We start from the raw sequence: 23,536 nt of genomic DNA on the forward strand, positions 1-23,536 counted from the left end.
CGCGAGGCGGACCGGCGGGTGGTGCCGCGTCACGCCGCAGGGACGACGGAGGGCGCTCTGCCGCGCAGACGGCGCGCGAGGGCGGTGTGCCGGCGTCCGGAGCCGGTGGCGCGCACGGCCTGACCGAGGGCCCGGGGCGAGCCGACGAGGACGACCAGCTGCTTGGCGCGGGTGACGGCGGTGTAGAGCAGGTTGCGCTGCAGCATCATCCAGGCGCTGGTGGTCAGCGGGACGACGACGCAGGGGTACTCGCTGCCCTGGGAGCGGTGGACCGTGACGGCGTAGGCGTGCACCAGCTCGTCGAGCTCGCTGAAGTCGTAGTCGATCGCCTCGTCCTCGTCGGTGACGACGCTGAGCTTCTGGTCGACGACGTCGATGGCGGTGACGACGCCCTGGGTGCCGTTGAAGACCCCGTTGGCGCCCTTGTCGTAGTCGTTGCGGATCTGGGTGACCTTGTCCCCGACGCGGAACACCCGCCCGCCGAAGCGCTTCTCGGCCCGGTCGGGGTGCGCCGGGGTGAGCGCCTCCTGCAGCAGCTCGTTGAGCGCGGCGGCGCCGGCCGGCCCGCGGTGCACCGGGGTCAGCACCTGGACGTCGCGGCGGGGGTCGAGGCCGAACCGGGCCGGGATCCGGCGCACCACGACGTCCGCGGTGAGCCGGGCGGTCTCCTCGGCGTCGTCGGTGGGGAAGAGGAAGAAGTCGTCGAGGCCGCGGACCTGGGGATGGCTGCCGGCGTTGATCCGGTGCGCGTTGGTGACCACGCCCGACCGGCTGGCCTGGCGGAAGACCTGCGTCAGGCGCACGTGCGGGATCGGGGTGCCGTCGGCGAGCAGGTCGCGCAGCACCTCGCCGGCCCCGACCGAGGGCAGCTGGTCGACGTCGCCGACCAGCAGCAGGTGCGCGCCCGGCGGGACGGCCCGCACCAGCTTGTTGGCCAGCAGCAGGTCCAGCATCGAGGACTCGTCGACGACGACCAGGTCGGCCTGCAGCGGCCGGTCCCGGTCGAAGGCGGCGTCCCCGCCCGGCCGCAGCTCCAGCAGCCGGTGCACCGTGACCGCCTCGACACCGGTCAGCTCGGTCAGCCGCTTCGCGGCCCGGCCGGTCGGCGCGGCCAGCACGACCTTCGCGCCCTTGGCCGCCGCGAGGGTGACGATGGAGCGCACCGTGAAGCTCTTGCCGCAGCCGGGGCCACCGGTGAGGACGGCGACCCGCTCGGTCAGCGCCAGCTGCACCGCGGCCCTCTGCCCGGCCGCCAGCTCCACGCCCGTGCGCCGGTGCAGCCAGGCCAGCGCCGCGTCCCAGTCCACGCTCGCGAAGGCCGCCAGCCGGTCGTCGTCGGCGGTCGCCAGCCTCTTCAGCCCCCCGGCCAGGGACACCTCCGCCCGGTGGAAGGGGACGAGGTAGTACGCGACCGTCGGCGGCTCGCCGTCCGCGCCGGGGAACTCCTCGCGGATCAGGCCCTCCTCCGCGACCAGCAGGGCCAGGCAGTGCCCCACCAGGTCCGCCGGGACCTGCAGCATCTCGATCGCCCGGGCGACCAGTTCGGCCTCCGGCAGGAAGCAGTGCCCCTGCCCGGTCGCCTCGGAGAGCACGAACTGCAGCCCCGCCTCGACCCGCTGCGTGCTGTCGTGCGGGATGCCCACCGCCGCCGCGATCGTGTCGGCGGTCCGGAACCCGATGCCCCACACCTCGGCGGCCAGGCGGTAGGGCTCGGCACGGACCACGCCGATCGAGGCGTCGCCGTACTGCCGGTAGATGCGCACGGCCAGCGAGGTGGACACGCCCACGCCCTGCAGGAAGACCATCACCTCCTTGATGGCCCGCTGCTCCTCCCAGGCCGCGGTGATCAGCCGGGTCCGCTTGGGGCCCAGGTTCGGCACCTCGGCCAGGCGCGCGGGTTCCTCCTCGATGACCCGGAGCGCGTCGGTGCCGAAGTGGTCCACGATCCGCTCGGCCAGCCGCGGGCCGATCCCCTTGACCAGGCCCGAGCCCAGGTAGCGGCGGATGCCCTGCACCGTGGCCGGCAGCACGGTGGTGTAGTCCTCGACCTGGAACTGCCGGCCGTACTGCGGGTGGGCGCCCCACCGCCCCCGCAGCCGCAGCGTCTCCCCCGGTTGCGCGCCGAGGAGCGACCCCACGACGGTCACCAGGTCACCGCCCCGCCCGGTGTCCACCCGGGCCACGGTGTAGCCGGTCTGGGGGTTGGCGAACGTGATCCGCTCCAGCGTCGCCTCCAGGACCGACCCGGTCCGCGCCTCTGCCACCCGCCGTCCCCTCGCTGGTGCTCCGTCCGCCCCCTCGATCGTCACACCGCCCGGGGACGAAATCCGCGGGTGCGCGGAACGGGATCCCGTCGGCGGGCACGGAACTGTCAGTCGGTGCTCGTAGCCTCCGGGCGCTCACCTGAGCGATGCACTGACAACACGGAGGACCGGATCATGGCCGGCGACACTGTCATCACCATCATCGGCAACCTGACCAGCGACCCCGAGCTGCGCTTCACGCCCTCGGGTGCGGCGGTCGCCGACTTCACCATCGCGTCCACCCCGCGCACCCTGGACCGCCAGACCCAGGAGTGGAAGGACGGCGAGGCGCTGTTCCTGCGCTGCAGCTGCTGGCGGCAGATGGCCGAGCACGTCGCGGGATCGCTCACCCGCGGCTCGCGGGTCATGGCCCAGGGACGCCTCAGGCAGCGGTCCTTCGAGACCAAGGAGGGCGAGAAGCGCACCGTCGTCGAGCTGGAGGTCGACGAGATCGGCCCGTCCCTGCGCTACGCGACGGCGTCGGTCACCAAGGTGACCCGTTCCGGGGATGGTCCGGGCGGCGGTCCCGGTGGCGGATTCGGCGCCGGCTCCGGCGGCGGGGACGGTCGCACCGGGGCCGGGCGAGGCGGCTCACCCGACCCCTGGGCCGCGCCGGTGGGCGGGCTCAGCGAGGAGCCGCCCTTCTGAGCTCCGCCCCGCGGCCCTGCGGGACGACCGGTGCCGCACCGGCGTACCCGCGTCCGGAGGCGGGTCGGGTCCCCCGACCGACCCGCCTCCTGCCCGGGTCCGCTGCGGCTGAGCGGCCACGCGCAGATGCGGCCGGCGACGGCGGGCGCGGTGCCGCTGCGCCGGGAGGAGCGCACCGGCGACCGCCGGGCTGCTCGGTCGTGACCGCGAGCGCCCAGGGACGACCCGTTCCACGGCAGGGGTCCGCGCCGTCCATCCCCACCGGCTGCACGGCTGGGCGTCGCTCACACACCGCCCGCACCGATCGGCTGGACCGGTGGTGATGAGTCCGCCCGTCCCGCGGAGTCATAGAGGCGACCCCGGCTCGACCGACCTGGCGAGCCGGCGGGCGACCGCCCGGGAGCCCGACACCCGGAAGGGGGTCCCCTGCCCACCGCACCCGGACACCGCCCACGCACCGCGCCCCAGCGCCGCTGACCGCCTGCCGCCACTCCCCCGTGCCGGCCGTCGGCGGGCTGCTGCTCCAGGGACACACGCACGAGCACCACGGAGGACCACGACCATGACCACCGTCGACCGCACCGCGCTCACCCGGCACACCGGCCTCGTCCAGACCACCCGCGACCTCGTCCTGCTCGCCGCGCGGGTCGGCCTCGGCGTGCTCATGGTGGCGCACGCCGAGCTCGAGTACGACGTCGGCGGCAGCCTCGCCGGGGTGGGGCGGCTCTTCGCCGAGGCCGGCGTCCCCCTGCCCGCCGTCACCGGGCCGGCCAACGTGCTGTTCGAACTCGTCGGCGGGATCGCGATGGTCCTCGGCGTCGCGGTCCCCGTCGTCGGCGTGCTGATGGCGCTGAACATGGCCGGCGCCTGGGTCTTCGTGCACACCAGCGGCCTGTACGCCATGGACCACAACGGCCCCGAACTCGTCATCGCGCTGGGCCTGCTCGGCCTCGTGCTGGCCGTGACCGGCTCCGGCCGCTTCGGGCTGGACCCGCTGATCGTCCGGCGCCTCCGTCGGACGCCACGGCGCGCGGCCTGACGACCCGTCGTCGACGGGACCGGATGGGAACGGGTGCCGGTCGCCGGCTCCGGCGTCCCGCACGGCGCAGCGAGCAGGGCGCTCCTGCCGCGCTCGGCCCTCGATCGGGTGTGCCGGTCTGCGGGCCTGGACGGACTCCCGCAGACGTGACCACGCCGGTATCAGACGGCCCGCACGAAGGCTCCGTACTCCGCTGGCGATGGACCCATCGAGGAGTGCGAGTGACGACTGCCGAGGACGGCGACCTGGTGCACCGGCGGCTCCCCCGCGGCGTGCCGGATCCCGGCCACCGCCGGTCCGGATCGGGTCGCAGGCGCCGACCATGACCACGACGCCGGGTACGCGCCACATCGGGATCCTGCTGTTCGACGTCATGGAGGAGCTGGACGCCGTCGGCCCCTGGGAGGTGTTCGCCTGGTGGACCCGGCACTTCCCCGCCGACGGCTACACCGCGACGACGTTCTCCTCCGACGGCCGGCCGGTGACGTGCGAGAAGGGCCTCGTGGTGCAGCCCCACCACAGCACCGCCACCGTGCCGCCGCTGGACGTGCTGCTCCACCCCGGCGGGGACGGTACCCAGGCGATGCTCACCGACCGGGCGCACCTCGCCTGGCTGTGCGAGCAGCGCGCGCACGTCCCCCTGGTCACCAGCGTGTGCACGGGATCGACCGTGCTGGCGGCCGCCGGCCTCCTCCGCGGCCGCCCGGCCACCAGCAACCGCGGCGCGCTCGAGCAGCTGCGGTCCATCGACCCCACGATCACCCTCCGGCCGGGTGCGCGCTTCGTCGACGACGGCGACGTGATCACCTCCGCCGGCATCTCCGCCGGGATCGACATGGCCCTGCACATCGTCGGGCGCCTGGCCGGCCGCGAGCGGGCACAGCAGGTCCGCGAGGGCATCGAGTACGCGCCCTGATCGCGATCCGCCGGGCGGGCGCAGCGGCGGCAGGTGGGCACCGCCGGCGGCGCCGGGCCGGGTGCGGACGGCGGACGACCGCCGACGGACGTCGTCCGGCCCTCGCGGAGCTCACCGCTCCGGACGGGACCACGCTCCTCCGGGAGCCCGGCGCTCCCCGCACAGCGACCGGCGCAGCCGCGCGATGTCCTGGACCAGTCGGGTCATCTGCTCGGTCGGGGGCACGCCGAGCTCGTCCTCCACCATCGCCCGGAAGAACTCGTAGGCCCGCAGCGCCTCGGCCAGGTTCCCCTGGGCCAGGTGGACGCGGACGACCGTGCGGTGGGCGCTCTCCCGCAGCGGATCGGCGCGGACCGCGGCATAGGCGGCCTCCAGCGCCTCGCAGTGGCGGCCGCGGAAGGCGAGTCCGGCTGCCACCGCCTCCAGCGCCTGCATGCGGAGCTGACGCAGCCTCTCCCGCTCGAGGAGGACCCAGTCGTCGTACCACCCGGGCAGGAGGTCGCCGAGGAGCGCCGTGTCCGGCACCGCGACGTCGTCGGCGCCTCCGGTCGGGTTGATCGCCCGCTGCGCCCAGTCGTCGAGCTCCCACACGTCGACGCGGACACCCCCCGCCAGCCGCAGCGCGCTCCCCGACACCTCGATCAGCCCGGGTGCCGCCTTGTTGAGCCGCCACAACGCCGAGCGCAGGCTCCCGTGCGCGTGGTCCTCGGGCACGTCGGGCCACAGCTGGCCGGCCGTCGCCGTCCGGGTCGGCCGGTGGGACAGGCACAGGTGTGCCACCAGCCGCTGCACGCCACGTGGCAGCTCGTCCGCGGCCGACCTCCGGTGGCGGCCGGGGACGTCCAGGCGGAAGCCGTCGAGCAGGGTGATCCGGGCAGCCGGTGGACGGTCCACGGGACTGGTCCTTCCTGTCGGGTCGAGCGACCGATCGCCGGACAGCGCTGCCAGATACGGCCGTCCGGCTCCGGATCCGGCCGGCCCGGACGACCGACCCTCCTGGGCCCGGTGGGCGACCGGTCGGTTCCGGGCGGGCTCGTCGGTGCGGGGTCGAGCGGCCAGGTGGGCGTCCTCCGCCTCCGGGCCGTTCCCGGCGGAGGAGGCCAGCCGACGCGGCTGCGCGTCTGCGGGCCCGCCCGGGCGGGCACGACCGCCGACGGGGCTCGACCGTGCTGGCCGGTGGCTCCACCGTGCTGGCCGGTGGACGGCATGGGTCAGGTCGTCCGCAGTGGGCTCCGGGACGGGAGCGGCCGGCCGCTCACCGGGGTGGGCGCGTACGCCCCAGCGACTCCGGGATCGACCGGCCGTCAGGTCGTGCGGCTCGGTGGCGCCTGGCGGGCCCGACCGCCCTCGTTCGCGCTGGTGGTCCTCAGATGCAGGTGTACGACGCTGCCTGACATGACTCCCCCTGGACGCATGCGCTCGAGATGCGGAAGGGCCACGTTAGCCAGGTCCGAGCGCCGGGACCGTACGCACTTGTGCGTAGTCGGCGGGCCACACCGGCTGCCGGGCCCTGGCCGCCGTGCCCGGACGACCTCCGCGATCCGGCGCTGACGGATTACCCTCAGCTCTGTGTCGCGCACCACGAGGCGTCATGCAGCGTGGCTGGAGCTCGTCGGCGACATCCTGCAGGGGCAGCCCGGGGCGCGGGAGTTCCCGCACGCGCAGGTGGCGGCCCTGCTCCTCGAGTCCTTCGACGCGGCCTGCTGCTCGCTGAACGTCGTGGACCGCGCGTGGGTGGACCACGTCGTCGGGGGCTGGCCGGTCGGCTACCTGCCGACGACGCCGCCGTCCGGGATCCTCCCCGACGCGACCACCCAGCCGCTCATCCGGTGGTACGCCGTCACGGGCTGCTCGGCACCCCAGATCCTGGGCCGGGTGCCGCGCGCGGTGGCGGGTCCGAGGATGTGCGCGCAGTGGTCGGCGTTCGCCCGCCCCTTCGGGATCACCCACCAGCTCGCGCTGCCCCTCCGGGTGGGGAGGGGGATCGAGGCCTACGTGGTCAGCCGTCCCGACGACGACTACGACGACGCCGATGCCGACCTGGCCACCCTGGTCCTGCCGGCAGTGGCCGCGCTGGTCCGCCAGCACCGGGCGCTCCAGGACGTGCCCGAGGAGCAGCTCGACCGCGTCGTGGACCGCCGCCTGACCGAACGCGAGTTCGCCGTGCTCACGCTGCTCGGGTCAGGTCTCACCGCCCAGGCGATCGCCCGCCGCCTGGACACCTCGCCCCGGACGGTGCACAAGCACCTCGAGCACCTGTACCGCAAGCTCGGCGTGCGCGACCGGCTGATGGCGGTCCAGCGAGCCCGGGACGCCGGCCTCCTGGCCACGCCTGCCGGGTGCGGGGGACGACGCGGGACCACGGACCCCACCGCGCTGGTCCCCTCGCCCCGCAGCGGGGAGCACCTCGCCGCCGTCGAGCACGCCGGGCGGGGCGACGGCGGGTCCTGACGCCCGCCGGTGCGGCGGCCGGCGGTCAGGTCCCTCGACGGCCCGCGCGCCAGACCTGCACGACGTGCCGGGTCCTGGTGACGTCGAGCTCGGGGTCGCCGTCGACGAGCAGGAGGTCGGCGCGCAGCCCCGGGGTGAGCGCTCCCCGGTCGGGGAGGCCGAGTGCGGCGGCCGGGGCACTGGTCGCCGCGGCCAGGGCCGCGGCCGTCGGGAGACCGGCCTCCACCAGCAGCAGGAGCTCGTCGTGCAGGCTGGCGCCGTGGGCGGTGCCCGGGCTGGACGCGTCGGTCCCGGCCAGGATCCGCCGGCCCGCCCGGTGCAGCCGGTCGACGGTCGACAGCGCGTGGCCCAGGTCGGCCCGTGCGCCCGGCGCGGCCGGGAAGTCCATCTCCAGGGTGGCGCGCTGGCGCGGGTCCAGGGACGGACCGAGGTGGGGATCAGCGGCCAGCGCCCGGCCCCGGTGGTGCCCGGCGCGGGCGGCGAGCGAGGTGAGCGTGGGGACGACGAACACGTCGCCCTGCGCGACGGCGTCGAGGAACTGCGGTGCGGGCGGCTCGTCCACGAACAGGTGCGCCAGCCCGTCGACGCCCGCGCCGATGGCGACGAGCGCGTGCGCCTGGGTGAGGACGTGGGCCACCACGAGGAGGCCGCGGGCGTGCGCAGCGGAGACCAGCGCCCGCACCGTGTCCGCCGTCAGGGAGGGGCACGGGTGCCCGGTGGTGGTGCCGTCCTCGAGGACCACCTTGAGGAGGTGCGAGCCCTCCGCGACCCGCGCCGCCACGAAGTCCTCGGCCTCCTCCGGTCCCGCCACCGTGGGGAAGGGCGGCAGCAACCCCCGCTCGACCAGCCGGGTCGGGTGGCCGCCCGGAGCGGTGGCGCCGATGCCGGCCGAGCGCAGATCGGCTGCGCCGGGATCGGCCGCCGCCTGCTGCCGGAGGGACCCGACGAGGCGGGGGTCGGCGAACAGGTCCACCTCCGTGGTGACCCCTGCCCGCAGCGCCGCCTGCAGGGCGCCGGGGAGGACGTGCACGTGCGCGTCGATGAGGCCGGGCAGGACGGTGCTCCCGCGGGCGTCGAGGACCGGCACGCCCGCCGGTGGGGTCAGCCGCTCGGCGAGCGCGGCGACGCGCCCCTGCCGCACCAGCAGGCATCCGGGCGGGAGGAAGCGGTGCCCGTCGAAGAGCTTGGCTCCCTGGATCAGCAGGTCGTCCGGCGCCACCCTGCCCCCACCCTCCCGTCGAGCGTGGCCGCACCGACCGGCGCCACCGCGTCCCAGCATCCCGGAGGGCGACCTCGAGGGCCGACCGTGGACACCGCCGGAGCCTTCGCCGAGGACCCGCACGGCCGAGGCGGCGCCCGGCCGGAGGCCGCACCCGGCCGGTGCGCGGCCGCGACGCCCGGACGGCAGCCGCGGTGGGCGGAGCTCCACCTGTCCGCCGGAGGCGGCCCTGTGCGCGTCCCCCGGCCGTCCTAACCTCGGAGCAGTGAGCGTGGAGCGGGGCGCAGCGTCGTCGGGTGTCGGATTCCGGTCGGAGCGCGGCCCGGTCCTCATCGGGATCATGCTGTCCACGGCCCTGGTGGCCATCGACGCGACGGTGATCGCCACCGCCGTCCCGTCGATCGTGGCGAGCCTCGGCGGCTTCGCCGAGTTCCCGTGGCTGTTCTCCGTCTACCTGCTGGCGCAGGCGGTGACCGTCCCGGTCTACGGCAAGCTGGCCGACGTCTTCGGGCGCAAGCCGGTGATGCTCGTCGGCATCGGCCTGTTCCTCCTCGGGTCGGTCCTCTGCGGCGTCGCGGGGAGCATGGGGGCGCTCATCGCGTTCCGCGCCGTCCAGGGCCTGGGCGCCGGCGCGGTCCAGCCGATGTCGATGACGATCGTCGGTGACCTGTACTCGCTCAGGGAGCGCGCGAAGGTGCAGGGCTACATCGCCAGCGTCTGGGCCGTGTCGTCGGTCGTGGGCCCGACCCTCGGCGGCGTCTTCTCCCAGTACCTCAGCTGGCGGTGGATCTTCTTCGTCAACATCCCGCTCTGCCTGGTCGCCGCGGCGGCCATCGCCCTGCGGTTCCACGAGCAGGTCGACCGGCGGCGTCCGCGCATCGACTCCGCCGGGGCGGCCACGCTCACCGTCGCCCTCACGCTGCTGGTCCTCGGTCTGCTCGAGGGCGGCCAGGCCTGGGCGTGGGGGTCCGCGCAGAGCATCGCCGTCCTCGTGGCCGGCGCCGTCCTGCTCGGGCTGTTCGTCGTCATCGAGCGCCGGGCGGCCGATCCCGTCGTCCCGCTCCGGCTGCTGCGCAACCGGCTGCTCGTCGCGACGAACCTCGCATCCGCCTGCGTCGGCGCCGTCCTGCTCGGACTGACCTCCTACGTGCCGACGTTCGCCCAGGACGTCCTGGGCACCGGCCCGCTGGTCGCCGGGTTCGCGCTGGCCGCCCTCACGCTCGGCTGGCCGATCACCGCGTCGCTGTCCGGCCGGGTCTACCTCCGGATCGGCATCCGGTCCACCGCGCTCGTCGGCGCCGCCGTCGTGGTCCTCGGCTCGGCGCTGCTGCTCCTGCTCGACGAGTCCTCGAGCGTGGTCCAGGTCGGCGCGACGGCGTTCGTGATCGGCCTCGGCATGGGCTTCACCGCGGCGCCGACGCTCATCGCCGCCCAGTCGGCGGTGCAGTGGCACGAGCGCGGCGTGGTCACCGGCCTCAACATGTTCTCCCGCTCCGCGGGCAGCGCCGTCGGGGTCGCCGTCTTCGGCGCGGTCGTCAACGCGACCCTCGGCCGATCGGGGGTGGAGAGCGACCGGGTGGCGCCGGAGGCGCTCACCACCGCGGTGCACTCCGTCTTCCTGGGGACGACGGTGCTGGCCGTGGCGATGCTGGCCGCGGTGCTGTTCATGCCGCGCGACCGGAGCCGGGCGCAGCCGCCGGCGCAGGAGGCCACCGAGGTCGCCGCCGGCTGACCGGGGTCCTCACCGCCGCGCCTCGGACGGGGAACGCCCGTAGCGGCGGCGGTAGGCGGCGGCGAAGCGGCTCGCGCTGGAGAACCCCCACGTGGCGGCGACGTCGCTGACGGTGCGGGACGGATCGGCCACCAGCTCGGCGTGCGCGCGCTGGAGCCGGACGCCGGCCAGGTACTCGGTCGGCGTGCACCCGAGCCACTCGCGGAAGCCCTCCTGCAGCCGCCGCACGCTGGTGCCGGCCAGCGCGGCCATCTCCCCGGCGGTCCACGGCCGGGCCGGGTCGTCGTGCAGCTGGTCCACCACCCGCCTGACCGTGCGGGGCCGGGCTCCCACGGCGCGCCCGCCGTCCGGGCAGCTGCAGAGCAGGAACCCGGCGGCGACGGCGCCGGCGAGCTGGTCGCGGACCAGGGTGCTGCCCCCGAACAGGTCGGGCGCGCGCAGGTGGGCGGAGAGGCCGGCGACGAGCTGGCGCCAGGCCAGCCCCTGACCCGAGCCGAGGTCCACCTGGTCCGGCAGCGAGCCGCGGGTGCCCGCGCGGTCGCCGCCCAGCACCCGCTCGGCCTCGCGCTCGAGCCACGCGCCGTCGAACTTGACCCCGAGGACCGTGCAGGTCGCGTCCCAGTGGCTGATGAGCGACGGGGTGTCGGCCCGGAACACCGTCCCCTGCCCGGGGAGCGAGGTCACCCGGCCGTGGCGGCCCCGGCTCTCCAGGTGCCCGGTCAGCGGCATGTTGACCTCGTAGGCGCCGGGGTAGTCGCACTCGATCGCCACGTCGGCCCCCCAGCCCACGTGCCCCACCAGGACGTGGCCGAGGTCCAGCGTGCGCAGCGTCAGCCGCGGTGCCGCCGCGCCGCCCAGCCGGCGCAGCTCGTGCGGGAAGTACGCCTCGGCGACGACGCGGGAGGCCTGCCCCCAGTCGGAGGGCCCGCCACGACGCCGGCCGGACACGCGTTCGAGGCTACCCGAGCGGCCGGGCCCCCTGAGACGACGATCACAACACCGCCGCGCGATCGGTGCCGCGGCCGCGCGATGGGTGTCGTGGCCCACCCGCGCCCGGCCTAGCTTTCCGACCGACCACGGGCCGCCCGTGAGGAAGACCGAGTCCGGAGGGACCTGATGACGATCACCGAACAGCCCGCTGCCGCGACGGAGCAGCGCGACCTGTCCTGGCTCGACGCCGTCACCATGACCGAGCTCGAGCGCGACCCGTACCCCGTCTACGAGCGGCTCCGCCGGGAGGCCCCGCTGGCCTTCGTGCCCGTGCTCGGCTCCTACGTGGCCTCCACCGCCGAGGTGTGCCGCTCGATCGCGACCAGCCCGGACTTCGAGGCCGTCATCACCCCGGCCGGCGGCCGGACGTTCGGCCACCCCGCGATCATCGGGGTCAACGGCGACGTCCACGCCGACCTCCGCTCGATGGTCGAGCCGGCGCTGCAGCCGGTCGAGGTCGACCGGTGGATCGACGACCTGGTGCGGCCGATCGCCCGCGGCTTCCTCGAGCAGTTCGAGGACGACGGGCACGCCGAGCTGGTCGCGCAGTACTGCGAGCCGGTCAGCGTGCGCGCCCTCGGCGACCTGCTCGGGCTGAAGGACGTCTCCTCCGACCAGCTCCGCGACTGGTTCCACAAGCTGAACCGGTCGTTCACCAACGCCGCGATGGACGAGAACGGGGAGTTCGCCCACCCGGAGGGCTTCGCCGAGGGGGACGCCGCCAAGGCGGAGATCCGCTCGATCGTCGACCCGCTGATCGACCGGTGGATCGTCGAGCCCGACGACAGCGCGATCTCGCACTGGCTGCACGACGGCATGCCGCCCGGCCGGACCCGCGACCGCGAGTACATCTACCCGACGATCTACGTCTACCTGCTCGGCGCGATGCAGGAGCCGGGCCACGGCATGGCCTCCACCCTGGTCGGGCTGTTCAGCCGGCCCGAACAGATGGAGGAGGTCGTCGACGACCCCACCCTGATCCCGCGGGCCATCTCCGAGGGCATGCGGTGGACCTCACCGATCTGGTCGGCCACCGCGCGCATCTCCACCACGCCGGTCACCGTCGCGGGCGTCGACCTCCCGGCCGGCACGCCGGTGATCCTGTCCTACGGGTCGGCCAACCACGACACGGGCCTGTACGAGGCGCCGACCGCCTACGACCTGCACCGCCCGCCGCTGCCGCACCTGGCCTTCGGCGCCGGCAACCACGCCTGCGCGGGGATCTACTTCGCCAACCACGTCATGCGCATCGGGCTGGAGGAGCTCTTCGAGTCCATCCCGAACCTGGAGCGCGACACCCGCGAGGGCGTGGAGTTCTGGGGCTGGGGCTTCCGCGGCCCGACGACCCTGCACGTCACCTGGGAGGTCTGAGATGGCCCACACCGTCACCGTCGGCGACCGCCGGGTCGAGTGCGCGCCCGACCAGTCCCTGCTCGACGCCTTCCTGCGGGCCGGGGTGTGGATGCCCAACTCGTGCAACCAGGGGACCTGCGGCACCTGCAAGCTGCGCGTCCTCGACGGGGAGGTCGACCACCGCGGCTCGCCGGCCGACACCCTCCCCGACGAGGAGCGGCAGGCCGGCATGGCGCTGGCCTGCCAGGCCAGCCCCCGGTGCGACACCGTCGTCAGCTCACCGACGGCCTCGGGTGCCGTCCGCGGCACCCACGCCCTGCGCGACCTGGTGGCCACCGTCCTCGACGTGGAGGACGTCGCCCGCGACACCCGGCGGCTGCTGCTGGGCCTCGACGAGCCGCTGGCGTTCTCCGCCGGCCAGTACGTCGAGCTGGTCGTCCCGGGCAGCGGCGTGCGCCGCCAGTACTCGCTGGCCAACACGCCCGAGGAGGACAAGGTCCTCGAGCTGCACGTCCGTCGGGTGCCGGGTGGCGTCGCCAGCGACGCCTGGTTGTTCGGGTCCGTGGCCGTCGGGGACCGGGTCGAGCTGACCGGGCCGCTGGGGGACTTCCACCTGCCCGACGCGGCCGACGACGAGGGCGAGCCCATGGCGTGCATCGCCGGCGGCACGGGGCTGGCCCCGTTCCTGGGCATCGTGCGGACGGCGCTGCAGCGGCGGCCCGACCGCGAGATCGTGCTCTACCACGGCGTCCGCGGGGCCGAGGACCTCTACGACGTCGACCGGTTGACCGAGCTCGCGGCCGCCTCCCCGGGCTTCCGGTTCGTGCCGGTGCTGTCGGACCAGCCGGCCCCCTCCTGCCGCGCCGGGTTCCCGACCGACGCCTTCGTCGAGGACGTGCCGAGCGCGCGGGGCTGGTCGGGGTGGCTGTGCGGCCCCCCGGCGATGGTCGAGGCCGGCGTCAAGGCGTTCAAGCGCCGCCGCATGGCACCCCGGCAGGTCCACCGCGAGAAGTTCACCCCGGCCGACGCGCTCGACACCGGAGCCGCAGGAGCCTGACCCCCCCGCCCCCGGCGGACCGCGTCCCGGTCCGCCGGGGGCGGCGGTCGTCGTCAGGGGACGGCGGGGGACGCGTCGCCGATGACCGCCTGGTTGACCGCCCGGACCTGGTCGAGGTCCATCTTCTCCACCCGCCGGTCGTAGGTGAGGAAGCCGTTGACCTCGTGCTCGACGTCGGTGATCTGCGTGTAGACCGCGCCGCTGATGGCGTTCTGCTGCGCGATCGGGATGAGCGCTCGCTGGTTCTCCGCGTACAGCCGCGTGAGCTCCGCCGCGTCCTGCGCCATCTGGTACCCGTGGCCGTCCTCGTACCACATGTGGCCGGGCACCTCGAGCCCGAAGCCACCGTGCTCCCCGTCGATCGCCGCGCGGGAGTCGTCGGGCGTGGGCTGCGCCGGACCGGTGTAGGCGTGCCAGGCGATGACGTCGCCGCGACCGCTGTCACCGAGGGAGGCGCAGCAGTTCACCCCGCTGTTCGCGTTCACGAGCCGGGTGGGGTCCTGGGCCGCGACCGAGTCGGCGATCCGCCCGGTGGCCTCCCTGCTCCACTCCCCCCAGCCCTCGTTGAACGGGACCCAGCCGATCACCGACGTCCAGCCGTCCTGCTGGTCGACGATCTCGTGCAGCTGGCGCTCGAACTCGGCCCGGGCGTCCGGCGGTGGGATCCCGCCGGTCCGCATGGAGGGCATGTCCTGCCAGACCAGCAGGCCGAGGGTGTCCGCGGCGTGGTACCAGCGGTCCGGCTCGACCTTGAGGTGCTTGCGGATGGTGTTGAACCCGAGGCGCTTGGTCAGGGCGACGTCGGACCGCAACGCCTCGTCGGTCGGTGCGGTGTAGATGCCGTCCGGCCAGAAGCCCTGGTCCAGGGTCGACATCAGGAAGAGGATCTCGTGGTTGAGCGTGATGCGGAGGCGGCCGTCCGCGCCCCGGGCCGTCCCGATCTCCCGCATGCCGACGTAGGACCCGACCCGGTCGACCTCCTGCTGGCCGTCGAGCACGGTCACGTCCAGGTCGTAGAGGAACGGGTCGTCGGGTGACCACAGCCGGGCGTCGGGGACCTGCACCTGCAGGGGCTGACCGGGCGCTCCCTCCGCGGTCGCGACCTCCTGGGCGCCGTCCCGGACGACGGCACGGACCGTGAGGCCAGCGGCGTCCCCGCCGGTGTCCACGGTCAGCGCCAGGGTGTCCGTGTCGACGTCGGTGGCCGTGTCGAGGCCCGCCACGTACCCGGGGGCGGGTACGGGCTCCATCCACACCGTCTGCCAGATGCCGGAGGAGCCGGTGTAGAAGATCCCGCGGTCGGGGACGTCGCGCTGCTTGCCGACCGGCTGCCACGTGGCGTCCGTGCGGTCCTCGACACCGACGACGACCTCCTGCGGGCCCGAGGGCACCAGGGCGTCGGTGACGTCGGCGGAGAACCTGGTGTAGCCGCCGGCGTGCTGGGCGACCCTGGTGCCGTTCACCCACACGGTGGCCGTGTGGTCCACGGCGCCGAAGTTGAGGCGCAGCCGCTGACCCTGCCCGACCTGCCAGGACTCCGGGACCGTGAACGTCCGCCGGTACCACATGTGGTCCTCGTGCCGCTGGATGCCGGACAGCGCCGACTCGGTCGGGTACGGCACCAGGATCCTCTCGGCGAGGTCCTCGCCGACCGGTGGCGACTCCCCCGGCGCGGCACCGGCGAACTGCCACACCCCGTTGAGGTTCTGCCAGCGGTCCCGCGTCAGCTGTGGCCGCGGGTACTCCGGCAGCGCGTTGTCCGGCGAGACCTGGTCGGTCCACGGCGTCGTCAGCCGCAGCTGGCCCACCTGCCAGCCGTCGTCCGGCGGCTCCACCGCCGCGGTGAGCAGCGAGGTCACCCCCGCCATGGCCGCCGAGACGAGCAGTCCGGTGGCACGCCGCCGGGATCGCGACAGGATCGTCATGGCTCCCCCGTCCTCCGCGCGCTGACGTCGTCGACGCCCGAGGGGCCCGGTGGCTCAGGGCCGGCGCGCAGACCTCAGAGTCTGGCCCCGTCCGGGGTGCTGCGACGCCGTCCGGCGCCTCGGATCCGTCGCGGATCGCCGGGAACGGCGGCGACCTCCACGATGCACCGCCCGGACGACCGGAGGCGGCGGCCCGGGAGCTGGCACCATCGCGTCATGAGCCACGGTCACGCCGTCCAGGAGGAGCTCCGCGAACCGGCGCGCGCACTGCGCCGCGCCATCCCCGAGGTCTACGACGGCTACCGCCGGATGCACACCGCCGCGTACGCCGCGGGTGCCCTGGACCAGAAGACCAAGGAGCTGATCGCGCTCGCCATCGCGGTGGGCAAGGAGTGCGACGGCTGCATCGCGTCGCACGCGCGTGGCGCCGTCCGCACCGGCGCGACCGAGGCGGAGGTCGCCGAGGCGCTCGGCGTCGCCATCGCGATGAACGGCGGACCGGGCACCGTGTACGGCCCGCGCGCGTTCGCGGCCTTCCGCGAGTTCGCGGAGGCGGCCAATCCCGAGCAGGGGTGACCCCGGGGCGGCCGCCGCGGTCAGAGACCGACGGTCTGGCCGCCGTCGACGACCAGGGCGTGGCCGACGGCGAACCCGCCGAGGTCCGAGCAGAGCCACAGCACCGCCGAGGCGATCTCCTCCGGGCGGCCCATCCGGCCGATCGGCTCCTGGCCGACCATGGCGGCGCGCCCCTCGGCGGTACCGCCGGAGACCCGGCCGATCATGGCCGTGTCGATGATGCCGAGGCCGACGGCGTTGATCCGGATGCCGGCGCCCACGTACTCCAGGGCCGCGGACCTCGTCAGGCCGATCACGCCCCACTTGGCGGCGGCGTAGCCGGCCTGACCGGCGATGCCCACCACGCCGGCGCCCGAGGAGGTGTTCACGATGCCGCCGCCGCCGGTGACGAAGGCGACCTCCCCGGCGAAGCGGGCGCTTCCCGGGGCCGTCACCGCAGGGTCGCCGTGTCAATGACGAACCGGTAGCGGACGTCGGAGGCCAGGACCCGCTCGTAGGCCTCGTTGACCCGGTCGGCGGCGATGACCTCCACCTCGGCACCGATGCCGTGCTCGGCGCAGAAGTCCAGCATCTCCTGGGTCTCGGCGATGCCGCCGATCATCGAACCGGCGTAGGTGCGCCGGCCGCCGATCAGCGACATGACGTTCAGGCTCAGCGGCTCGGCGGGGGCGCCGACGTTGACCAGCGCGCCGTCCACGGCCAGCAGCGACAGGTACGCGTCGACGTCGATCGGCGCGCTGACGGTGTTGACGATCAGGTCGAACCGGCCGGCCAGCTGCGCGAACGTGTCCGGGTCGGTGGTGGCGGCGTAGTGGGTGGCGCCGAGCCGGAGGCCGTCCTCCTGCTTCTTCAGCGACTGGGACAGCACCGTGACCTCGGCGCCCATCGCGTGCGCGAGCTTGACCGCCATGTGCCCCAGCCCGCCGAGGCCGACGACCGCGACCTGCGTGCCGGGGCCGGCGCCCCAGCGGCGCAGCGGTGAGTACGTGGTGATGCCGGCGCACAGCAGCGGTGCGGCAGCCGCCGGGTCGATGCCGTCGGGTACGCGGAGGACGAAGTCGGCGTCGACCACGACGTGGGTGGAGTAGCCGCCCTGGGTGGTGCTACCGTCACGGTCGGTACCGGCGTAGGTGGGCACCATGCCGTCGAGGCAGTACTGCTCGTCGCCGTCGCGGCAGTTGGCGCACTCGCCGCAGGAGTCGACCATGCAGCCGACGCCGACGCGGTCGCCGACGCGGTGCCGGGTGACGGCCGATCCGACCTCGGCGACGACGCCGACGATCTCGTGACCGGGGACGACGGGGAAGGGTTGGGGACCCCAGTCGCCGTTGACGGTGTGGATGTCGGAGTGGCAGATGCCGGCGTACTCGATCTCGACGAGGACGTCGTCGGGGCCGACGTCGCGCCGCTCGACGGTGGTGGGGGCCAGGGGCCGGCCGGCCGCGGGGGCGGCGTAGGCGTGGACGCGCATGCGGGGGTGCTCCTCGTTCTGCGGTGGTCAGGTGGGGACGGGTGTCAGCCGACAGCCGGGGCGGCGCCGTACTCCTCGTCGGTGACGGGGGTCAGCCAGTGGACGACGGCGTGCTCGGCGTCCGCCTCGTTGATGGCCAGGTGGACCATGAGCCGGTTCGGCGCGGCGGCCACGGCGTCGATGTACACGTCGCCGGTGAACCAGTCGGCCGGGCCCTTGGCGGTGTCGATCGAACTGCGGGTGATCTGCTCGGTCCTCGTCCTCCCTGGAGTGGCGGTCAGGGGCGCAGCAGCGCCTTGATGGCGCGGCGCTCGTCCATCGCCCGGTAGCCCTCGGCGGCCTGCTCCAGCGGGAGCTCGAGGTCGAAGACCCGCCCCGGGTCGATGGCCCGGCTGCAGATCAGGTCGATCAGCTCGGGCAGGAACCGGCGCACCGGGGCGGGGCCGCCGTGCAGGTGCACGCCGGAGAAGAACAGCTCCTCGCCGGGCAGGGACACGTCGTGGCTGACGCCGACGTAGCCGACGTGACCGCCGGGGCGGGTGGCGCGGATGGCCTGCACCATCGACTCCTGGGTGCCCACGGCCTCGACGACCGAGTGCGCGCCCAGCCCGCCGGTGAGCTCCTTGACGGCGGCGACCCCCTCGTCGCCGCGGGCGGTGACGATGTCGGTGGCGCCGAACTCCCGCGCCAGCTGCTGGCGGGGCTCGTGCCGGCTCATCGCGATGACCCGCTCCGCGCCGAGCTGCCGGGCGGCCAGGACGCCGAGCAGGCCGACCGCGCCGTCGCCGACGACGGCGACGGTCTTGCCCGGGCCGGCCTCGGCGGCGACGGCGGCGAACCAGCCGGTGCCCAGCACGTCCGAGGCGGCCAGCAGGCCGGGCACCAGGTCGTCGGACGGCAGGTCGGGGGTGGCGACGAGGGTGCCGTCAGCCAGCGGGATGCGGGCGTACTGGGCCTGCGCGCCGGTGGGGGCGCCGGGCTGCCGGTTGACGCAGTGGGTCTGGTAGCCGGCCCGGCAGATCGCGCAGGTGTTGTCGGAGGCGAAGAACGAGCCGACGACGAACTGGCCCGGCCGCACCGCGGTGACCTCGCTGCCGACCTCCTCGACGACGCCGACGTACTCGTGGCCCATCGGGGCCGGCCCGTTCACCGCCTCGATGCCGCGGTAGGGCCACAGGTCCGACCCGCACACGCAGGTGGCGGCCAGCCGGATGACCGCGTCGGTGGGCTGCTCGATCCTCGGGTCGGGGCGCTCCTCAACGCGGACGTCGCCGGGGGCGTGGAGAACGGCTCCTCGCAAGACGGTGCTCCTTCGCAGGACGAGTGGGTGTGGACTCCACGGAACACCGTCGGGCGCACGCGCGGGGGGTCGGGTTTGTGGGGGGTAGAAGCACGACCTCCCTGCCGCAGGGAGGCGACGTAGCGTCGATGCGGTGGACAACCGCTCCGACATCCGCGACTTCCTCGCCAGCCGTCGCGCCCGGCTCACCCCGCAGGAGGCGGGGCTGCTGCCGGGCGGTGGCCGTCGGCGGGTCCCCGGTCTGCGCCGGGAGGAGGTCGCCGTCCTCGCCGGGGTGAGCACCGACTGGTACACCCGGCTGGAGAAGGGCCACATCGCCGGCGTCTCCGAGGACGTCCTCGAGGCGGTCGCCCGGGCGCTGCAGCTCGACGAGGCCGAGCGGGCCTACCTGTTCGACCTCGCCCGGGCCGCCCGGCCCACCCGCGCACCCCAGCGGCGCAGCAGGGCCCGGGTGCACCCGCGGGTGCAGTGGGTGCTCGACTCGATGACCTCGTCCGCGGCGTTCGTGGCCAACGGCCGCATGGACATCCTCGCCGCCAACACCCTGGCCCGGGCCCTGTACTCGCCGGTGTTCGACGACCCGCGCCGCCCGGCGAACATCGCCCGCTTCCAGTTCCTGGACCCGCGGGCACGGGACTACCACACCGACTGGGACGGCGCGGCCAAGGTCACCGTCGCGCTGCTGAGGACCGAGGCCGGCCGCGACCCGCACGACAAGGACCTGCGCGAGCTCGTCGGCGAGCTGTCCACCGTCAGCGAGGAGTTCCGCACCCGCTGGGCCGCGCACGACGTGCGCATCCACCACGCCGGGACCAAGCAGTTCCGGCACCCCGCGGTCGGCACCCTCGAGCTGGTCTACCACACCCTCGACCTGCCCACCCAGGACCACGGGAAGCTCGCCCTGACCATCTACACCGCCGAACCCGGGTCGCCGTCCGAGGACGCCCTCAAGCTCCTCGCCAGCTGGGCCGCCACCAGCACCGCCGTCCGGACCGCCGGCGAGCCCACCGCCTGAGGGCGCCCCGCAGTCCGCGGACGGTCCGCCCGACGTCCGTAACCTCTCGCCGAGAGGTCGGGGCCGACGGCGACGGACGGCGCCGCGCCCGTCGCCAGGAGGATCGGATGCCGGCACACCTGCCCCCGCTGCCCACGATGGTCGTCGGCAGCCTGCCCCAGCCCGACTGGCTCATCGACCGGGAGCGGCTGGGTCACCAGTTCCCCCCGCGGGTCCGGGCGCGGGAGCTCTGGCGCATCCCGCCGCAGTTCCTGCAGGAGGCCCAGGACGACGCCACGCTGGTGGCCGTGCGCGCCCAGGAGGAGGCCGGGCTGGACGTCGTGACCGACGGGGAGATCCGGCGGGAGTCCTACTCCAACCACTTCGCGACGGCCCTCGGCGGCCTGGACCTCGACCACCCCGGGACGGTGCGCAACCGCTCGGGGGTCGAGATCCCGGTGCCGCGGGTGGTCGGCGAGATCCGCCGGCCGTCGCCGGTCCAGGTGGACGACGTCCGGTTCCTGCGCGCCCACACCCATCGCGCGGTCAAGATCACGGTGCCCGGTCCGTTCACGATGGCGCAGCAGGCGCAGGACGAGCACTACCGCGACGACCGGGCCCTGGCCATGGCCTACGCGGACGTCGTCCGCGAGGAGATCGCCGACCTGTTCGCCGCCGGTGCCGACATCGTCCAGGTGGACGAGCCGTGGCTGCAGGCGCGCCCCGAGGTGGCCCGTCGCTACGGCGCCGAGGCGGTGACCCGGGCGGTGGCCGACGCTGCGGGTCCCGTGCACGTGCACCTGTGCTTCGGCTACGCGGCGATGGTCTCGCAGCGCCCGGCGGGCTACTCGTTCCTGCCCGAGCTGGCCGACACACCGGCCGACACGATCTCGGTCGAGACGGCGCAGTCGCGCCTCGACCCGGCGGCCCTGCGGCCCCTGCGGGGCAAGGGCATCGCGCTCGGCGTCCTCGACCTCTCGACGCCCGAGGTCGAGACGCCGGAGACGGTCGCCGACCGGGTGCGCCGGGCGCTCGACCACGTCGACGTGGACCGGCTGGTGCTCTCCAGCGACTGCGGGCTGAAGTACCTCCCGCGGGCGTCCGCCGCCGGGAAGATGCGCGCCCTCGCCCAGGCGGCTGCGTCCCTGCGGGCCGGACTCTGACGCCGCCGTCGCGACCCTCGACGCGCGGTGCGCGGACGAGCTGGGCTGCGCCCACTCCAGCGGCGCCCACTCCAGCGGCGCCCGGGACACCGAGGCGCGGTACCTGGACGAGGTGCGCTCCGGCTACCACGTCCACCGGCGCATCGACCACCCGGTGGAGCGCGTCCCCGTCGTGGGCGACAGCGCGCTGGTGGTCGGCAGGATGACCGCCGCCGGTCCCTGACCGGCCCGTCCACCGGGATCGTGCACCCCTTCGGCGCGATGGTCCGCAGGCAGCAGCCGCCGCCCCGCCGGGTCGTGCACTCGGCCCGCAGGCGGGCCTCGTCGACGTCGGGGAGCTGCGACTCGTGGGCGCTCTCGGTGTCGGCCCGCCTGCCAGACGTCGAGCACCGCGCCGGCGAGCGGGTCCCCGCCGGGGTCGCGTCCGGGCCGAGCCGGTGGTCCACCCGGACGGCGAGCCAGCTCGGCCGGCCGCGGATCCCCGGCGGTGGCCCACCGCTCGGCAGCCAGGTCGGTGGTGGTGTCCTCGGTGACCGGCAGTGCGGGTCCTCCTGCGGGGTCGCACGGCCGGTTGCCGCCGGCCGTGTCGCGGGATCGGTCGGGGGGGACGAGGCGCACGACGGGGATCCGGGTCCGCTCATCGGGCGGGCAGCGGGAGTCGCAGGACGATCTCGCCGTCGTCGAGCTCCCCGGTGGGCTGGAAGCCCAACCCCTGGTAGAAGGGCCACGGTCCGCCCTTGCCGGGCTCGATGCTGGTCAGCAGCTCGGTGCCGCCGTCGGCCCGCACCAGGTCGACGAGCTGCGTGAGCACCGCCCGGCCGATCCCGCGCCCCTGGTGCCGCTTGTCGACGAGCAGCCGCCACAGGAAGTGGCGCCCGCGGTACGGGCCCTTCCGCGGCTTCCAGGAGAGCATCACGAAGCCGACCGGCTCCTCGCCGCAGTACACCGCGCGGTACCACGGGTTGGCCTTCGGCGACTCGGCGGCGTCCCGGAGCGAGGTGGACACCGAGGCGACGAACCGCTCCTGGCGACCGCGGACGCGCAGCGCGCGGACCGCCTCGCGGTTGTCGTCGGTGATCTCCCGCAGGTGCACCCCCCGGGACGTCGTGCCGCTCTCCTCGCGCCCGGGGGTCGCCTCCTGCTCCGCAGGCCCGCCACCCCGGTCGGTCGCGGACCGGTCCGGCGCGCCCGGCAGCCGGACCACGTCGGCGAGGACGCCGTCGTCGGTCAGCCGGGCCGGGGACGGGCTGTCGTGGACGACCACCAGGCGCCCGCTGCCGGGCGGGCCGAGGAGGCCGATCCCCTCGGCGTGGTCGCAGCCCTCGCCGTGGGGCAGGTCGAGCTCCCGCGTGAGCTGGTCGCCGCGGACCACCTGCGGCGTGTCCGCCCGCAGGGCGCCGTGCCAGCGGACCACGTGCACCGGTCCGTCGAGGTCCATCGTCGGCCCGGCCAGCACGAGCAGGTCGTCGCCGTCCGGGCAGAGGTCCCGCACGCCCAGGCCGCCCAGGCGCAGGACGTGCTTGCGGTACGCGCGGCCGTCGTCGAGCGGGCTCAGGCGCAACCGCTCCGGCGCGTCGGGGTCGGCCTCGGGGCGGAGCTGCAGCACCACGGCCCAGCCGCGCAGCACCGGCCCGCGCAGGCCCAGGTACACCCGCGGCCCGGCCACGGCGATGCCCTCGACGTCCAGCCCGCCGTCCTTGCCCGGCAGCGGCAGGAACGGACCCAGGTGCTCGTCGTCGGCCAGGACGTCCCGCAGGTCGGGGCCGTGCACGCCGAACGACGCGGCCCGGTGCCGCACGCCGTCCTGCTCCAGCTCGGGCACGACGGTCGGCAGGCCGTCCACGATGGCGACGGGGAGCCGGACGAGGATCTGGCGGTTGGGCTGCCCGGTGACCTCGGCCAGCCGGCGCAGGGCCTTCCGGTCACCGTGCCGGTCCTCGATCTGCTTGCGGCGCAGGCTGTGCGACCCGACCGCCCACAGGGAGCAGCCGTCGCGGGCCAGGCCCTCGATGTCGGCCTCGTCGTCCCGCGTGCCCGGCAGCTCCACGAGGTCGGCGAGCCGGACGCCGGCCTGCTGTGCGTACCGACGCGGTTCCCCGGGGTCGTCGGCGACCAGCCGCTCGATCGTCGCGGTCTCGTCACCGGCCACCCAGAGGACGGCGCCGTCGCTGCGGACGGCCGAGAGGTTCCTGTGGGTGCCCGCCGTCCGCGCCGGGTCCCCGAACCGCAGGTGGACCGTCCGTTCCACGGTCATGGCGTCAGCCTGGCACGGGGACGGCCGCGTGGGCCGCTGCTCGTCGCCGGCCGCCCACGGAGCCCTCCGCCGACGTCGGTGGGGTCCTGCACCGTCTCGGCGCCGGCCTGCACGAGGGGGGCGGCGAGGCTCGTCGCGACGTCGT

At 75.0% G+C, this 23,536-nt stretch carries 20 protein-coding genes; 10 read left to right on the plus strand and 10 right to left on the minus strand.

Annotated features, from left to right (window positions below):
* Window positions 1-29 precede the first annotated feature (29 nt).
* Window positions 30-2,264 (minus strand): SF1B family DNA helicase RecD2, encoded by a 2,235-nt coding sequence (gene recD2 / locus BLS21_RS05170; protein WP_175479429.1) that lies wholly within the window; start codon window positions 2,262-2,264, stop codon window positions 30-32.
* Window positions 2,265-2,438: 174 nt separating this feature from the next.
* Here recD2 and BLS21_RS05175 point away from each other — a divergent pair, with 174 nt between their 5' ends.
* The 3 genes from BLS21_RS05175 to BLS21_RS05185 all read left to right on the plus strand — a co-directional run bounded on the left by BLS21_RS05175 (window position 2,439) and on the right by BLS21_RS05185 (window position 4,906).
* The gene (locus tag BLS21_RS05175) at window positions 2,439-2,951 is read left to right on the plus strand and encodes a single-stranded DNA-binding protein (RefSeq protein WP_091214700.1); all 513 of its coding nucleotides are present in this window, start codon (window positions 2,439-2,441) and stop codon (window positions 2,949-2,951) included.
* Window positions 2,952-3,513: 562 nt separating this feature from the next.
* Window positions 3,514-3,990 (plus strand): DoxX family protein, encoded by a 477-nt coding sequence (locus BLS21_RS05180; RefSeq protein ID WP_175479430.1) that lies wholly within the window; start codon window positions 3,514-3,516, stop codon window positions 3,988-3,990.
* Window positions 3,991-4,312: 322 nt separating this feature from the next.
* A complete protein-coding gene (locus BLS21_RS05185; protein WP_091214704.1) occupies window positions 4,313-4,906 on the plus strand; it encodes a DJ-1/PfpI family protein in 594 nt (197 codons plus the stop codon).
* A 111-nt stretch (window positions 4,907-5,017) separates the two neighbouring features.
* On the opposite strand, the gene BLS21_RS05190 is transcribed toward BLS21_RS05185, so the two are convergent.
* Entirely contained in the window at window positions 5,018-5,800 is a 783-nt protein-coding gene (locus BLS21_RS05190) for an AfsR/SARP family transcriptional regulator (protein ID WP_091214707.1), read from the minus strand.
* Window positions 5,801-6,475: 675 nt separating this feature from the next.
* On the opposite strand from BLS21_RS05190, the gene BLS21_RS25505 reads away from it, so the two are divergent.
* Complete coding sequence (locus tag BLS21_RS25505; RefSeq protein ID WP_217635989.1) at window positions 6,476-7,357, plus strand: response regulator transcription factor; 882 nt, start codon at window positions 6,476-6,478, stop codon at window positions 7,355-7,357.
* 25 nt (window positions 7,358-7,382) lie between these two features.
* Here BLS21_RS25505 and BLS21_RS05200 read toward each other — a convergent pair whose 3' ends face one another.
* Window positions 7,383-8,576 carry an amidohydrolase family protein gene (locus BLS21_RS05200; protein ID WP_175479431.1) on the minus strand — a complete coding sequence of 398 codons (1,194 nt, stop codon included), beginning with the start codon at window positions 8,574-8,576 and terminating at the stop codon, window positions 7,383-7,385.
* A gap of 265 nt (window positions 8,577-8,841) precedes the next feature.
* On the opposite strand from BLS21_RS05200, the gene BLS21_RS05205 reads away from it, so the two are divergent.
* Complete coding sequence (locus tag BLS21_RS05205) at window positions 8,842-10,308, plus strand: MDR family MFS transporter (RefSeq protein ID WP_245700071.1); 1,467 nt, start codon at window positions 8,842-8,844, stop codon at window positions 10,306-10,308.
* A gap of 9 nt (window positions 10,309-10,317) precedes the next feature.
* Here BLS21_RS05205 and BLS21_RS05210 read toward each other — a convergent pair whose 3' ends face one another.
* Window positions 10,318-11,256: an AraC family transcriptional regulator gene (locus BLS21_RS05210; protein ID WP_091214711.1), complete on the minus strand. Its 939-nt coding sequence runs from the start codon at window positions 11,254-11,256 to the stop codon at window positions 10,318-10,320.
* Between the two features lie 168 nt (window positions 11,257-11,424).
* Between BLS21_RS05210 and BLS21_RS05215 the strand changes: the two genes are divergently transcribed.
* Together BLS21_RS05215 and BLS21_RS05220 are read left to right on the plus strand one after the other, a co-directional pair.
* On the plus strand, window positions 11,425-12,669 hold the full coding sequence (locus tag BLS21_RS05215; RefSeq protein WP_091214713.1) for a cytochrome P450: 1,245 nt from the start codon (window positions 11,425-11,427) through the stop codon (window positions 12,667-12,669).
* A gap of 1 nt (window position 12,670) precedes the next feature.
* Window positions 12,671-13,708 carry a 2Fe-2S iron-sulfur cluster-binding protein gene (locus BLS21_RS05220; protein WP_091214716.1) on the plus strand — a complete coding sequence of 346 codons (1,038 nt, stop codon included), beginning with the start codon at window positions 12,671-12,673 and terminating at the stop codon, window positions 13,706-13,708.
* A 53-nt stretch (window positions 13,709-13,761) separates the two neighbouring features.
* On the opposite strand, the gene BLS21_RS05225 is transcribed toward BLS21_RS05220, so the two are convergent.
* Window positions 13,762-15,633, minus strand: a complete 1,872-nt coding sequence (locus tag BLS21_RS05225) for a glycoside hydrolase family 2 protein (RefSeq protein WP_091214718.1) — start codon at window positions 15,631-15,633, stop codon at window positions 13,762-13,764.
* 216 nt (window positions 15,634-15,849) lie between these two features.
* On the opposite strand from BLS21_RS05225, the gene BLS21_RS05230 reads away from it, so the two are divergent.
* Window positions 15,850-16,209 carry a carboxymuconolactone decarboxylase family protein gene (locus tag BLS21_RS05230; protein WP_091214722.1) on the plus strand — a complete coding sequence of 120 codons (360 nt, stop codon included), beginning with the start codon at window positions 15,850-15,852 and terminating at the stop codon, window positions 16,207-16,209.
* A gap of 20 nt (window positions 16,210-16,229) precedes the next feature.
* Here BLS21_RS05230 and BLS21_RS05235 read toward each other — a convergent pair whose 3' ends face one another.
* From BLS21_RS05235 to BLS21_RS05250, 4 genes are all read right to left on the minus strand, one after another.
* Window positions 16,230-16,643 carry an SDR family oxidoreductase gene (locus tag BLS21_RS05235; protein WP_091214724.1) on the minus strand — a complete coding sequence of 138 codons (414 nt, stop codon included), beginning with the start codon at window positions 16,641-16,643 and terminating at the stop codon, window positions 16,230-16,232.
* A complete protein-coding gene (locus BLS21_RS05240; RefSeq protein ID WP_091214727.1) occupies window positions 16,640-17,680 on the minus strand; it encodes an NAD(P)-dependent alcohol dehydrogenase in 1,041 nt (346 codons plus the stop codon). The genes BLS21_RS05235 and BLS21_RS05240 overlap by 4 nt, the downstream gene beginning before the upstream one ends.
* 44 nt (window positions 17,681-17,724) lie before the next feature.
* Window positions 17,725-17,868 carry a cupin domain-containing protein gene (locus BLS21_RS25740; RefSeq protein WP_245700074.1) on the minus strand — a complete coding sequence of 48 codons (144 nt, stop codon included), beginning with the start codon at window positions 17,866-17,868 and terminating at the stop codon, window positions 17,725-17,727.
* Window positions 17,869-17,957: 89 nt separating this feature from the next.
* On the minus strand, window positions 17,958-18,980 hold the full coding sequence (locus BLS21_RS05250) for a zinc-dependent alcohol dehydrogenase family protein (RefSeq protein WP_175479432.1): 1,023 nt from the start codon (window positions 18,978-18,980) through the stop codon (window positions 17,958-17,960).
* Between the two features lie 133 nt (window positions 18,981-19,113).
* Here BLS21_RS05250 and BLS21_RS05255 point away from each other — a divergent pair, with 133 nt between their 5' ends.
* On the plus strand, window positions 19,114-19,995 hold the full coding sequence (locus tag BLS21_RS05255) for a helix-turn-helix transcriptional regulator (protein WP_091214735.1): 882 nt from the start codon (window positions 19,114-19,116) through the stop codon (window positions 19,993-19,995).
* A gap of 107 nt (window positions 19,996-20,102) precedes the next feature.
* The gene (locus BLS21_RS05260; protein WP_091214738.1) at window positions 20,103-21,137 is read left to right on the plus strand and encodes a uroporphyrinogen decarboxylase family protein; all 1,035 of its coding nucleotides are present in this window, start codon (window positions 20,103-20,105) and stop codon (window positions 21,135-21,137) included.
* Window positions 21,138-21,774: 637 nt separating this feature from the next.
* On the opposite strand, the gene BLS21_RS05270 is transcribed toward BLS21_RS05260, so the two are convergent.
* Window positions 21,775-23,391, minus strand: coding sequence for a GNAT family N-acetyltransferase (locus tag BLS21_RS05270; RefSeq protein ID WP_217635990.1), 1,617 nt, complete (start codon window positions 23,389-23,391; stop codon window positions 21,775-21,777).
* Between the last annotated feature and the right edge of the window lie 145 nt (window positions 23,392-23,536).

The organism is Geodermatophilus siccatus (assembly GCF_900103785.1).
In the GTDB taxonomy this organism is placed as follows: Bacteria; Actinomycetota; Actinomycetes; order Mycobacteriales; family Geodermatophilaceae; genus Geodermatophilus; species Geodermatophilus siccatus.

Bases quoted from the DNA above. Each gene is read 5' to 3' on its own strand.
- BLS21_RS05230 (WP_091214722.1), top strand. From the start codon at position 15,850: ATGAGCCACGGTCACGCCGTCCAGGAGGAGCTCCGCGAACCGGCGCGC.
- BLS21_RS05220 (WP_091214716.1), top strand. From the start codon at position 12,671: ATGGCCCACACCGTCACCGTCGGCGACCGCCGGGTCGAGTGCGCGCCC.
- BLS21_RS05180 (WP_175479430.1), top strand. From the start codon at position 3,514: ATGACCACCGTCGACCGCACCGCGCTCACCCGGCACACCGGCCTCGTC.
- BLS21_RS05240 (WP_091214727.1), bottom strand. From the start codon at position 17,680: ATGCGCGTCCACGCCTACGCCGCCCCCGCGGCCGGCCGGCCCCTGGCC.
- BLS21_RS05260 (WP_091214738.1), top strand. From the start codon at position 20,103: ATGCCGGCACACCTGCCCCCGCTGCCCACGATGGTCGTCGGCAGCCTG.
- BLS21_RS05270 (WP_217635990.1), bottom strand. From the start codon at position 23,391: ATGACCGTGGAACGGACGGTCCACCTGCGGTTCGGGGACCCGGCGCGG.
- BLS21_RS05215 (WP_091214713.1), top strand. From the start codon at position 11,425: ATGACGATCACCGAACAGCCCGCTGCCGCGACGGAGCAGCGCGACCTG.
- BLS21_RS05225 (WP_091214718.1), bottom strand. From the start codon at position 15,633: ATGACGATCCTGTCGCGATCCCGGCGGCGTGCCACCGGACTGCTCGTC.
- BLS21_RS05185 (WP_091214704.1), top strand. From the start codon at position 4,313: ATGACCACGACGCCGGGTACGCGCCACATCGGGATCCTGCTGTTCGAC.
- BLS21_RS05175 (WP_091214700.1), top strand. From the start codon at position 2,439: ATGGCCGGCGACACTGTCATCACCATCATCGGCAACCTGACCAGCGAC.